We start from the raw sequence: 11,851 nt of genomic DNA on the forward strand, positions 1-11,851 counted from the left end.
CTCGACACCCCGTGATCACCGGAAGCCGTGCCTGCACGCGTATCCGTCACCCGTCACGAACCGCTCACCGTCCCCGACTTGGGACGTCGGGTCCGTACCCGCGGCTCCAGGGCCGACCGGGAGAACGACGGAGCCCTGGACGCCCCCACCTCGACTCCAGCGACAGCGATCACATGTGAAGATGTCGCTGGAGTCGAGGGTCGGCCGATGCGGCACCCCTTACTGCAGCTGCTGCCTCAAAAGCTTCTCGTCCTTGTGCGCCACAACGAATTTTCCGCTGTCGTCCTCGACCCACGCCGTAAGGCCGGCATCATGGGCCCACCCTGTCAGCGCCACGACCTTTTCGATGTCCTTATCGGTGTACTTCTCTCCCCGGTAGATGAAGGAGTGACCTGTCTTTCCGTGGGATTTCGCCACAACGCCAAGCAGCTTGAAGATGCCGATGGTGTGCGCTCTTTTGTCGAACTTGCTTGGAGGTCCAACCACTCCGAGGCCGTTATCGGACAGTACGTCGGCCTTGATCGTGGCTGATTCGTCCTTTTCCCCGCCGCTGGTCTTGGCGTATATGTCGGGATCGCGGTCGTCGAAGGTACTGCTGAACTTCTTCCCGACCCAGTCCGGCAGCCACTTGGAGTTCGCGCGCTGTCCGTTGATCGCGGCGGCGGCGGCAAGCTCCTTATCCGCGCCACCGTCCTTGACTCTGTCGCCGACTAGCTTAGTCTCCAAGAGCCTTTCGGCGAAAACTTTCCATGTGGTGAACTCTAAGTCTTCCTGCCTGTGCTGCCCGAAGAACTTCCCCACCCTTTCTTGTGCTAGTGCGGCATTGTCCACTGACTCCTGCTTTGTCCACCCTTTCTCGTCCCCCATGTCAATCACGGCATCGTGTACATTCTGGGACGCCGTGCTGATGTTGCCGCCTTGCAGTTCGACTCCTTGGACCTTGATCGGCATGAGAGTCTCCTTTCGTCTCACCTTGCAGCCGCGCGTGCGCGTGTCGCAGGCACGGCACTTGTGGGGTGTTTCCCGGTCCCGGCGATGTCTGTTGTGCGCGGGGGTCAAGGCGTATGCATGTTCACGACTGGCCGACCCCGGTAACATCTCAACTCGGGTATATGGAAAGACCGTTGGGACACCAAGAAGCGTAGGTGGGCACTTCTGCCGCGTCCAGCGACGTCGAGAAGCTGTGTGAAATTTGAGGTTACCGTTGGGTAGTTCGGCGGTAGGGTCCTGCCGTTCCCACCCGGTACTCGAAGTCCCCACGCAGCGCTCCCGGTTGACCGAGCTGCCGCGCACGACCGTGCCGTACGCCAGGGCGATTCGGGGGCTGGCACGGTGACGTGTGACCTCCCTCTCAGCCCCGCCGCTTCGATCCGTGCATGCGTTGGGTAGGCGGCCGGCGAACTGGACGGAGCTGGAACGGCGCAACCGCTGGGCACTGGCCGAGGCGCTGGGGCATGGCGGGCCGCACAGGCTGCAGCACTTCCCCTCCCGCGGCACGGGACCGCGACCTGGCCCGGGACCTCGCGGCCCGGTCGGCCGGTGAACTCACCCGTGTGGAAGCGGTGTCAGGGCGCTTGCCCCCTGATCGATCTGCGAGATCTGCTTTCGTGGCGGGACCTGGAGCGGTGCTGTGCCGAATCTCCCGAATGTACCCGGTACGGGGACGACTCTCCGCCTTCCGACGCACTGCATCCGACGCAGCGCGCCGGTCCCCGGGGTCGCGGGACAGCCCTCAGGCGATACGCGTCGCTCCCGCGTAGGGCATCTGGTCGATCGGCGCGATCCGTACGGGCGCTCCCGGACGAGGGGCGTGGATCATCCGGCCATCGCCGATGTACAGCCCCACGTGCGAGACGCCGGAGTAGAAGAACACCAGGTCTCCCGGCGCGAGCCGGGACCGCGGCACCCGCTGTCCCGCGTTGATCTGGGTGTACGTGGTACGCGGCAGCGCGACCCCGGCGGAGCGCCAGGCGGCCTGGGTCAGCCCCGAGCAGTCGAAGGCGGACGGCCCCGTCGCGCCCCAGACGTAGGGCTTGCCGAGTGCCCCGTAGGCATAGGCGACGGCCTGTGCGGCACGGGGGTTGGGCGCGTCGACGGCGGGCGCGGTGCGGACCGTGGCGCGGTCCGCACGGCCCGTGGCGGTGCCGTCCCGGCCGGCGTAGGCGGCGCGCTGCTCGGCGGTGAGGCGTGCCAGCAGGGCCTCGGCCGCGGCCAGCTTCTTCCGTACCTCCGCGCGGTGGTGGGCCACGCGTGCCCGCTGCTCCTCGAGCTCGGCGAGCCGCTCACCGGCCTCGGCGCGCACCTGCTCGAGCTCCCTCATCTGCCGCCGCACCGCGGCGAGGGCCGCGGCCTGGCGGTCGCCGACCCGCTCGGTCAGCTCGGCGCCCGCGAGGTATCGCGCCGGGTCGGAGTCGAGGACGAGCCGCAGGGCGGGATCGAGGCCGCCCGCCCGGTACTGCGCCGTCGCGAAGGAACCCAGCGCGTCGCGGGAGGCGTTCAGGCGCTCCGTGCGCCGGGCGGCCTCGTCACGGAGTTCCCCGGCCTCCCTCCGTGCCGTATCGGCCTTCTCCTTCGCCCCGTTGTACTCCTCGGTCTCGGCCTCCGCCTCCTGGTAGAGCCGGTCAGCCCCGGCCCGGACCTCGTCCGGAGCGGGCACCGGCTCGGCGTGCCCGGCGCCCTCGAAGGCGGTGGCGGTGGCCGCACCGGCGAGCGCGAGAGTGGCGGAGAGGCGTGCGGCGGTTCCGGGAAGCGTGCGCTGCCTGGGTTTGCGGTGCGCTGCCACGAGGGCCTGTCCTTCCGTAGGGGCCCGCCGGTACGGGTACCGGCGGCGGACCGCACAGGGGGAGCGGCCCGCCACCGGCTCTTCCGGCGGGGGCGGTCGGCAGCCGTCCGGGTAACGGACGGTGGTGAAGCCGGCCACCTGGGTGAGGACGCTAGAGCTCCCGGTCACGGAGAAGTGGCACCATGAACGGAATTGGCATGAGATGGACCGCCCGGGTTCGCTTTGGGACCGTCCGGCTAGGCTCCGGTGCCATGGACGTACTCATCAATGTCTTCGTCGCCCTGCACATCATCGGTATCGCGGCGCTGCTCGGCGGCTTCCTCACCCAGATGAAGGCGATGGGGGCGGGGACGGCGCGCTTCACCCCCGGGATGCTGCACGGCGCGCTGACCATGCTGGTGACGGGCGTGGCGTTGGTCGGACTGAACCAGGCGGACGACCAGCCCGTGAACAACCTCAAGATCGGCATCAAGCTCGCCGTGCTCCTGGTGATCCTTGCCCTGGTCTACGTCAAGCGGGACGAGGAGACCGTGGACAAGGGGCTGTTCGGGGCGGTCGGCGGCCTGACCCTGGCGAACGTCTTCATCGCGACCCTCTGGACCTGAGTGGTCCGGAGCCCCCGGGCGTCCCGCCCGCGGCGGCGGCATCACGGCCGCGCGGCCCCGAGCCGCCCGGGAGCCTCCGTGACGGACCGGGCCCCGGGACCGGTCTCCGCCGCACCGCCCTCCCGTACACGGCTCGCGCCGCAACCCCCCTCTTGCGAAGGGCCTTGTGGCGCGAGTCCGTGACTCCGCGAGTGCGGCGGTGCGGGTCTCCGGCCCGCGTGAACGCTACGCGGGCCGGATGCTGCTGTGGATCGGCATGTAGTAGATCGACTCCTCGCGGACGTTCGCGCCCGGCTTGGGGGCGTGGATCATCTTGCCGTCACCGATGTAGATCCCGACATGGCTGATGTCGTCGTAGAAGAAGACCAGGTCACCCGGGAGCAGGTCGGCCGTCGCCACACTCTGTCCGGCCTTCACCTGGTCCCAGGTGGTCCGGGGCAGGTCGACGCCCGCCGCGCGCCAGGCGGCCTGGGTGAGCCCGGAGCAGTCGTACGAGCTCGGGCCCGTCGCACCCCAGACGTACGGCTTGCCGATCTGGGCCCGCGCGAAGGACAGCACCTTCTCGGCCTTGGCCGCGTACGTGCCGCCGGTCGTTCCGGAGACCGTCCCCGTGCCGGTGTCCGTGCCGGTGCTGGTGTCCGTGCCCGCCTGTTCCCGCTCCTCCCGCTCACGCTCCTGGAGCTGCCGCTCGGCCTCGGCCTCGGCCTCGGCCTCCGCCTTGGCCCTCGCCTCGGCCTTCCGGCGGGCCTCCTCCTCCTTCTTGCGCTCGAGTTCGGCGAGCCGTGCGCGCTCCTCGGCGGTCAGCTGCGACAGCAGCTCCCGCGCCTCGGCGAGCTTCTTCTGGACGGCCTGCTTCCTGACGCGCAGCGAATCTTGCGAGTCCGTGAGCGTCTCCAGGCTCCTGGTGGCCTGGGCGCGTTGCTTCGCCGCCTCGGCCCGCTGGGTCTCGTAGTCGGTGACGGCGCCGCGCTGCTGTTCGGTCAGCCGGTCCATCAGTTGTGTCTGGTCGGCGTAGGACTGAGGGTTGTCGGCGAAGAGCAGCGCGGCGGTCGGGGTGACGGCGCCGGTGCGGTACTGGGCGGTCGCGTACGAACCGAGGGCGCGCCGGGACTCGTTGAGGGCCTCCGTGCGCTCGGCGGCCTCGTCGAGGGCCCGGTCCACCTTGCGGCGCTGCTGCTCGGCGGCCTCCTTCGCCTTGTTGTACTCCTGGGTCGACGAACCAGCCTGGCGGTAGAGGTCGTCGACCTTCTTCTGGACTTCCTCGATGCTGGGCTTCGGATCGGCTGTCGCATTCTGTGCCGAGAGGAGCGAGACCCCCGCTATGGCGGCCGTCGTGATCCCGACGGCAGGTGTGTTCGTACGTGTGCGGCTGCGCGGCTTGCGGTGCGACGCCAAGGCCGGCATCTCCTTCCGTGGAACGCCTACCGGGTTAGCTGTCGGGTTCGGACGGAACGGAAGGTTTGCCCTACGGGCCAGGTGAAACCAGGCCCGATTCACCCCGGTTGTGCTTGTGAGTGGGTCCCCGGTTCCGAACTCCTCTGTGAGGGGCACGGATTCGGCGCGGCTGCCCGGCCGGCGTGGTTCGCCGAAGGGGGTACGGGCCGCCTGGGCGAGCACGCTAGCCAAAGTGTGGTGCTGCTGTGAAGGAGAGTGGTCGATTTGCCCGATACATTTCCGTGACCTTGGCACTATGTGTCCGTGTCATGACTGGAGGTGTCCGATGGTGATTCCCGCGAAGGCGGCGGCGGGCCGTCGGTGGGGCCGCCTAGACTCGGAGAGCGATGAGCAGCCTCTTTGACGACAGTTTCCTGGCGGACCTCCAGCGCACCGCGGCCCCGGAGGAGCCCCCGCCACCGGAGGACGACGAGCACCTGCCCGCGGACGAGGTCCCGCACGACCTCTTCGAGGGCAGGTTCGACGCGCCCCCGTCCGGTGACACCCACTACCGCAACGGTGCCCCGCGCCCCGCCATCGACCCGGCGGCCCTGCTCGACGGGCTGAACGAGCAGCAGCGCGCCGCCGTCGTCCACACGGGATCGCCGCTGCTCATCGTCGCCGGCGCCGGCTCCGGCAAGACCCGGGTGCTGACCCACCGGATCGCCCATCTGCTGGCGACCCGCGACGTCCACCCCGGCCAGATACTGGCCATCACGTTCACCAACAAGGCCGCGGGCGAGATGAAGGAGCGCGTCGAGCACCTCGTCGGCCCGCGCGCCCGCGCCATGTGGGTCTCCACCTTCCACAGCGCGTGTGTCCGCATACTGCGCCGCGAGAGCAAGCGGCTCGGCTTCACGTCGTCCTTCTCGATCTACGACGCCGCCGACTCCAAGCGGCTGATGGCACTGGTCTGCCGCGATCTGGACCTCGACCCGAAGCGCTACCCGCCGAAGTCGTTCAGCGCCAAGATCTCGAACCTGAAGAACGAGCTGATCGACGAGGAGGCCTTCGCCGACCAGGCAGGCGGGGGTGACTCCCAGGCCGAGGGCTCCGGGGGAGGTTTCGAGAAGACACTGGCCGAGGCGTACCGGATGTACCAGGCCCGCCTGCGCGAGGCCAACGCGCTGGACTTCGACGACATCATCATGACCACGGTCCATCTGCTCCAGGCGTTCCCGGACGTCGCCGAGCACTACCGGCGCCGGTTCCGTCACGTCCTCGTCGACGAGTACCAGGACACCAACCACGCCCAGTACACGCTCGTGCGCGAGCTGGTCGGCACGGGCTACGACGACCTCGGCCCCGCCGAACTGTGCGTGGTGGGTGACGCCGACCAGTCGATCTACGCGTTCCGCGGCGCCACGATCCGCAACATCCTCCAGTTCGAGGAGGACTACCCGGACGCGACCACGATCCTGCTCGAGCAGAACTACCGCTCGTCCCAGACGATCCTCTCCGCGGCCAACGCCGTGATCGAACGCAACGAGAGCCGCCGTCCCAAGAACCTGTGGACGAACGCGGGCGCCGGAGCGCAGATCACCGGCTACGTCGCGGACACCGAGCACGACGAGGCCCAGTTCGTCGCCGACGAGATCGACCGGCTGACGGACGCGGGCGAAGCCAGGGCCGGCGATGTGGCGGTCTTCTACCGGACCAACGCCCAGTCCCGTGTCTTCGAGGAGATCTTCATCCGCGTCGGCCTGCCGTACAAGGTCGTCGGCGGTGTGCGTTTCTACGAGCGCAAGGAGGTCCGGGACGTCCTGGCGTACCTCCGGGTCCTCGCCAACCCCGAGGACAACGTGCCACTGCGGCGGATCCTGAACGTCCCGAAGCGCGGCATCGGCGAGCGCGCCGAGGCGATGATCGACGCGCTCGCCCTGCGGGAGAGGATCACGTTCCCGCAGGCGCTGCGCCGCGTCGACGAGGCGTACGGCATGGCAGCCCGCTCCGCCAACGCCGTGAAGCGCTTCAACACGCTCATGGAGGAGCTGCGCACGATCGTCGACTCGGGCGCGGGCCCCGCGGTGGTGCTGGAGGCCGTGCTGGAGCGGACCGGCTATCTCGCCGAGCTGCAGGCCTCCACCGACCCCCAGGACGAGACCCGTATCGAGAACCTCCAGGAACTCGCGGCGGTGGCCCTGGAGTTCGAGCAGGGGCGCGGCGCCGAGGAGGGGGCGGGTACGCTCGCCGAGTTCCTGGAGCAGGTCGCGCTCGTCGCCGACTCCGACCAGATCCCCGACGAGGACGAGGAGGGCAGCGGCGTCATCACGCTGATGACCCTGCACACGGCGAAGGGCCTGGAGTTCCCCGTCGTGTTCCTCACCGGCATGGAGGACGGCGTCTTCCCGCACATGCGGGCGCTCGGCCAGACCAAGGAACTGGAGGAGGAGCGCCGTCTGGCGTACGTGGGGATCACCCGTGCCCGTGAGCGCCTCTACCTGACGCGTTCCTCGATGCGCAGCGCCTGGGGCCAGCCCGCCTACAACCCTCCCTCGCGCTTCCTCGAGGAGATCCCGGACGCACACCTGCAGTGGAAGCGGACGGGCCCGGTGGCGGCGCCCGCGGGGCCGACGTCCGGCATCGCCTCGGCGCTCTCGTCGTCCCGGTCCCGCTCCGGCCCGTCGGGCTTCGCCACGCGGCGGACGACGGACAAGCCCGTGATCACCCTGGCCGTGGGGGACCGCGTCACCCACGACCAGTTCGGACTGGGGACCGTGACGGCGGTGACGGGCTCGGGCGCTGACGCCCAGGCGACGATCGACTTCGGCGACGCCAAGCCGAAGCGGCTGCTGCTGCGGTACGCGCCGGTGGAGAAGCTCTGACGGGCTGAGAACCGGTCGGAATCCGGAGCGATCCGCAGGGACACGGCGTGCCGCGGGGTGCCGCGGGGCTCTGCGGCGGGCGCCTGCGCGGCACCTGAGCGGGCCGGTGCACCGCCCACCGCAACGCGCGCAGGTGCGATGGGCGGCGCCGGCTCGACCTGACGGGTGCGGGCGGCCCGGGGTGGGGCGTGAACCGGCGGGCTCGGCAGGCCCTGAGGGTTGCGGCCGTGGCCGACGGACTCGCGCGGGGCCGGCGGTGCGCCGGTCCGGGAGCGGGCCGAGGGCTCACGTGCGGTCGCGGAAAGCGCACGACGGGCCGGGTGGTTCGGGCCGGGGCGTACGTACGGGCGCCCGCCGGATCAGGTCGGGCTGAGACCGTGGCTGCGCAGCCACGACAGCGGGTCGATCGCGGCCCCTCCGCCGGGCCGTACCTCGAAGTGCAGATGTGGACCGGTTGAGTTGCCCGAGTTGCCCGAATAGGCGATGACTTCACCGGCCTTGACCTTGCCGGAGCGGATCTTGGTGCTGCTCAGATGGCAGTACCAGGTCTCCGTGCCGTCCGCGGCGGTGACGATGGCCATGTTGCCGTACGCGCTGTTCCACTGCGTCCGCACGGTGCCGTCGGTCGCGGCCATCACCGGCGTCCCGTACGAGACGGGGAAGTCGATTCCGGTGTGCATGGACATCCAGTTGACACCGGCCTGGCCGTAGTAGGCGCTGAGTCCGCGCTGGGCGACGGGGAGGGCGAACTTGGGGCGCAGCCGCTCGCGGAGGGCGGCTTCCTCCTCGCGCTTCTTGCGCTCCGCCTCCTGGCGCGCCTTGAGGTCGATGCGTTCCTGGGTCCGGCTCGCACGGTCGCCGAAGTCACGGACGTCGGCGTTGAGCGCGGCGAGCTGGGTGTCGAGGGCGTTGTTCGCGGCGACCGGCTTCACGGACGACGCATCGGCTGCCGTGACCGCGGTGTTGGCGTCCTTCTGCTGCTCGCCGTCGGTGAGTCCGCCGACCGAGGCCGCCGCGACACCGGCGACCCCCATCACGCAGACGGAAGGCACGGCCACGGTGAGGAGTGCTGAACGCTTGGCGGGAGTGCGGCGGCGGCCGCGGGCGCCGCCGGCCCTGCGCACGGGGCGGGCCGAGGCGGCGGAGGGGAGGGTGACGGCGGGTGCCGCGACGGTGGCTGCGCCGGCGATCAGCTCGGCTTCGTGGTCGTGGCCTGAATCCGGCTCCCCGTCGTGCGCGTCCGATGCCGCCGGCCGCTCCGGCTCGTACTCGGAGTATTCCGAGCGATCGGAGTGCTCCGCCGCGGAGTCGATCGCGGCCTCGCCGCCGAAGCCGGGCTCGGCTCCGTGCTCGGCTTCGGTTTCGTAGCCGGACGCGGTGCCGGGCTGCGTCTCGTGGGAGGTGCCGAACTCGGCTGCGGGGGTGAGCTGTTCGTGGGCGAAGGTCCCGGCGGGGTCGTGCTGCTCGCCGTACCCCGGGTACTCGGAGTGCCCGGTTCCGGGCAGCTGCCCGGTGTGGTCGCCGTACTGCGGGTGAACGGCGGTGGCGTCAGCGCCGGCCGAGTTCCACGCGGTGGCGTCGTAGGCGCCGGTCTCGTACGACGTCGCCGCGCCGTAGCCGGCCGTGGTCCACTGGCCGCCCGTGTCGTAGGTCTGCGCCGCGCTCTCGAACTGCGTCGCGGTGAACTGCCCCGCCTCGTTCCAGGCGTTGGCGTCCCACTGGCCGGTGGCGTCGTACTGCGCGCCGTCGAAATGCGTTGCGTCGTACTGCTGCCCGTACGCATGCTGGGCGTCGCCGTAGACCTCGTGGCCCGTGGAGGAGGCGGAGGACCACTGCGTCGCGTCGTACTGGCCGCTGTCGTACTGGCCGCCGTGGGTGAGGTGACCGTCCTCGTGACCGCCCGGCATGACGCCGAAGAGCGGGTCGGTGTCGAAGCTGCCGGTGGCGTACGCGTCGTACCCGGCGTGGGGGTGCTGGTCGTTCACCAACTTCTCTCTCGCCTCGGCAGCAGGACCAGGGTCTGGGGGCCGTCCCGAACGGGGGGTCCCAGAGGCAACGCAGTGGCGCGACTGTACCCGGCGGTATGCGACGCCGACAATCTTCGGAAGGTTTTGGTGAAGCGGGAAACGGGCATTCGGCCGTGTTTCGGCGGACTGCGGGCAGAGCTTTGGCCTTACGTTCGATCGTTGTTCGACTTCACGCCACGGAAACGGCGCCGGGCGACTCGGCTTCCGCACCGGGCGCCTCGAGTGCCTCGCGGATGCCCGCCGCGACCGCCGGATGGACCGGGAGTGCCAGATGGCCGATGCCGCTCACGTGGACGTTCCGCACGATCAGATCCGGATGCTCCAGCCTTGCGGTCTCCAGCGGCACCATGATCTGGTCCAGATCGCTCCAGAAGCTGACGAACCTGGTCCGGCAGCCAGGCGCGGGCGCCCGCAGCTCCTCGATCACGGCGGAGTCCGGGCGCATCTGGCGCACGATGGGGTGCGCGCTGGCGAGCGGGGCGACGCGCGTGCCCGCGTGGGGCGTGCCGAGGGTGACGAGCGTCCGGACCCGCCGGTCGCCGCCGAGCCGCTGGACGTAGTACCGCGCGATGAGACCGCCGAGGCTGTGGCCGACGATGTCGACCCGTTGCCGGCCGGTGCGTGTGCAGGTCTCCTCGACATGGCGGCCCAGCAGCTCGGCGGCGGTCCGGATGTCGCATGTCAGCGGTGAGTAGTTGAGCGACTCCACATGGCGCCCGCCCTGGCGTACCAGGCACCGCCGCAGCACGACGAACACGGACCGGTTGTCCACGAAGCCGTGGAGCAGCACGGCCGGCGGATACGGGGATGACTGCGCGGGGAGCGCGGCGAGCGTCGGAAGCTTGTGGGAGTCCGGGGAGTCCGGGGAGTCCGGGGAGTCCGGAGGGGCGTCGGGTGTCCCGGCGTCAGGGGAGCCGGGGAGCGTTGGTCCGTCGGCGTGCGGGGTCGTGCCGAGGTGCGAGGGTCCGTCGGGGTGCGGTGATCCCGCGGCGGGTCCGGGCGAGCGACGCTCCGGAAACAGGCCCGAGGGGTAAACGATCATGCGCGCGGTGAGGATGGCCAGCTCCAGGGCCGTGGCGCGCAGCAGGGCGACCGACATCCTCAGCGGCAAGAGCGGCAGGAACCCCATGGCCCGACCTCCCGACTGGCGCACGGGGTCGCGGCTCCGTCCCCCGTGTGCCCTCATGGGGCTGCCCACGGCGCCGACCGCCGGGCCGCGCGGCTGGCGACACGGTGATCACGGCGACCGAACAGCGGCTCCCTCGCGGCGTCCCGACCGCGGCCCGAGGTCCTCCGGCGGGTACGGCGCGTAGCGAATATGTCCCATGTGTGATTTCCCCCTCGCCGTCCACCGCGAAACGACTGCTTGCGGGATGCTGTAGATCTGTAGATAACGTTCGTTCACCTCCCGGGCCCGCGTCGGCACGGGCCTGGCACGGGATCCGTGCCAGGACGGCACACAGCGCGTCGATCGGGGCGGCTGGGTGCCAATGAGGGCACAGTGCCCATGGCGGCACAGTCGGTATGTGGAGGCAGTGATGGGTGTGACCGGTCCGATCCGCGTGGTGGTGGCCAAGCCGGGTCTCGACGGCCACGATCGCGGCGCGAAGGTGATCGCACGAGCCCTGCGGGACGCCGGTATGGAGGTCATCTACACCGGGCTGCACCAGACCCCCGAGCAGATCGTCGACACCGCGATCCAGGAGGACGCCGACGCGATCGGCCTCTCCATCCTCTCCGGCGCGCACAACACGCTCTTCGTGAAGGTGCTCGAACTGCTCAAGGAGCGGGACGCGGAGGACATCAAGGTCTTCGGCGGCGGGATCATCCCCGAGGCGGACATTCCTCCGCTGAAGGAGAAGGGCGTCGCGGAGATCTTCACTCCGGGAGCGACGACGGCGTCGATCGTCGACTGGGTCAACGCGAACGTCCGCCAGGCGGCGTAGGCACGCACGGCGGGACGCGGCGGCTTCCGCGGGTCCGGCCCTTCCGCTGCCCTTCGGCCGGCGGATGTTCCTCCGCACCTGGGGGCGGCGACGTGGCCGTGCCCTTGGCCTTTCGGTGCCGGCGGCCGCGCCGGAGTGCTTCGGCGCGGGGCCGGGTGCCTCGCCCGGTACGGAGGTGCCCCCACGGAAGCGCGGCGTGTCGCCGCCGCGCGTGGAACGAAGCCCCGGGCAC

Annotated in this window: 8 protein-coding genes and 1 riboswitch; of the genes, 3 read left to right on the forward strand and 5 right to left on the reverse strand. The window is 70.3% G+C overall.

The genetic code is table 11. From position 1 onward, the window contains the following. Positions 1-219: 219 nt before the first annotated feature. Both QMZ92_RS06535 and QMZ92_RS06540 read right to left on the reverse strand, forming a co-directional pair. Positions 220-951 (reverse strand): hypothetical protein, encoded by a 732-nt coding sequence (locus QMZ92_RS06535; protein WP_283296247.1) that lies wholly within the window; start codon positions 949-951, stop codon positions 220-222. Between the two features lie 781 nt (positions 952-1,732). Next, the gene (locus QMZ92_RS06540) at positions 1,733-2,782 is read right to left on the reverse strand and encodes a C40 family peptidase (protein ID WP_283296320.1); all 1,050 of its coding nucleotides are present in this window, start codon (positions 2,780-2,782) and stop codon (positions 1,733-1,735) included. A 251-nt stretch (positions 2,783-3,033) separates the two neighbouring features. Here QMZ92_RS06540 and QMZ92_RS06545 point away from each other — a divergent pair, with 251 nt between their 5' ends. Beyond that, the gene (locus QMZ92_RS06545; protein WP_283296248.1) at positions 3,034-3,387 is read left to right on the forward strand and encodes a hypothetical protein; all 354 of its coding nucleotides are present in this window, start codon (positions 3,034-3,036) and stop codon (positions 3,385-3,387) included. Between the two features lie 225 nt (positions 3,388-3,612). Here the strand turns inward: QMZ92_RS06545 and QMZ92_RS06550 are convergent, their stop codons facing one another. Beyond that, positions 3,613-4,791 carry a C40 family peptidase gene (locus QMZ92_RS06550; RefSeq protein WP_283296249.1) on the reverse strand — a complete coding sequence of 393 codons (1,179 nt, stop codon included), beginning with the start codon at positions 4,789-4,791 and terminating at the stop codon, positions 3,613-3,615. Continuing rightward, positions 4,790-4,958, reverse strand: a riboswitch (cyclic di-AMP (ydaO/yuaA leader). (Overlaps the previous gene by 2 nt.) A 210-nt stretch (positions 4,959-5,168) precedes the next feature. Here QMZ92_RS06550 and pcrA point away from each other — a divergent pair. After that, positions 5,169-7,646, forward strand: coding sequence for a DNA helicase PcrA (pcrA, locus tag QMZ92_RS06555; RefSeq protein ID WP_283296250.1), 2,478 nt, complete (start codon positions 5,169-5,171; stop codon positions 7,644-7,646). Between the two features lie 359 nt (positions 7,647-8,005). Here pcrA and QMZ92_RS06560 read toward each other — a convergent pair whose 3' ends face one another. Together QMZ92_RS06560 and QMZ92_RS06565 are read right to left on the reverse strand one after the other, a co-directional pair. Further along, positions 8,006-9,631, reverse strand: a complete 1,626-nt coding sequence (locus QMZ92_RS06560) for a M23 family metallopeptidase (protein WP_283296251.1) — start codon at positions 9,629-9,631, stop codon at positions 8,006-8,008. Between the two features lie 211 nt (positions 9,632-9,842). Continuing rightward, the gene (locus QMZ92_RS06565; protein WP_283296252.1) at positions 9,843-10,802 is read right to left on the reverse strand and encodes an esterase/lipase family protein; all 960 of its coding nucleotides are present in this window, start codon (positions 10,800-10,802) and stop codon (positions 9,843-9,845) included. A gap of 409 nt (positions 10,803-11,211) precedes the next feature. Between QMZ92_RS06565 and icmB the strand changes: the two genes are divergently transcribed. Then, the gene (icmB, locus tag QMZ92_RS06570; RefSeq protein WP_269732476.1) at positions 11,212-11,619 is read left to right on the forward strand and encodes a coenzyme B12-dependent isobutyryl CoA mutase small subunit; all 408 of its coding nucleotides are present in this window, start codon (positions 11,212-11,214) and stop codon (positions 11,617-11,619) included. Positions 11,620-11,851 lie beyond the last annotated feature (232 nt).

The organism is Streptomyces sp. HNM0645, from assembly GCF_030056615.1.
Taxonomy (GTDB): Bacteria; Actinomycetota; Actinomycetes; order Streptomycetales; family Streptomycetaceae; genus Streptomyces; species Streptomyces marianii.

Excerpts from the sequence above, each read along its gene's own strand:
- QMZ92_RS06535 (WP_283296247.1), bottom strand. The coding sequence starts at position 951 with ATGCCGATCAAGGTCCAAGGAGTCGAACTGCAAGGCGGCAACATCAGC.
- QMZ92_RS06545 (WP_283296248.1), top strand. The coding sequence starts at position 3,034 with ATGGACGTACTCATCAATGTCTTCGTCGCCCTGCACATCATCGGTATC.
- QMZ92_RS06550 (WP_283296249.1), bottom strand. The coding sequence starts at position 4,791 with ATGCCGGCCTTGGCGTCGCACCGCAAGCCGCGCAGCCGCACACGTACG.
- pcrA (WP_283296250.1), top strand. The coding sequence starts at position 5,169 with ATGAGCAGCCTCTTTGACGACAGTTTCCTGGCGGACCTCCAGCGCACC.
- QMZ92_RS06565 (WP_283296252.1), bottom strand. The coding sequence starts at position 10,802 with ATGGGGTTCCTGCCGCTCTTGCCGCTGAGGATGTCGGTCGCCCTGCTG.
- icmB (WP_269732476.1), top strand. The coding sequence starts at position 11,212 with ATGGGTGTGACCGGTCCGATCCGCGTGGTGGTGGCCAAGCCGGGTCTC.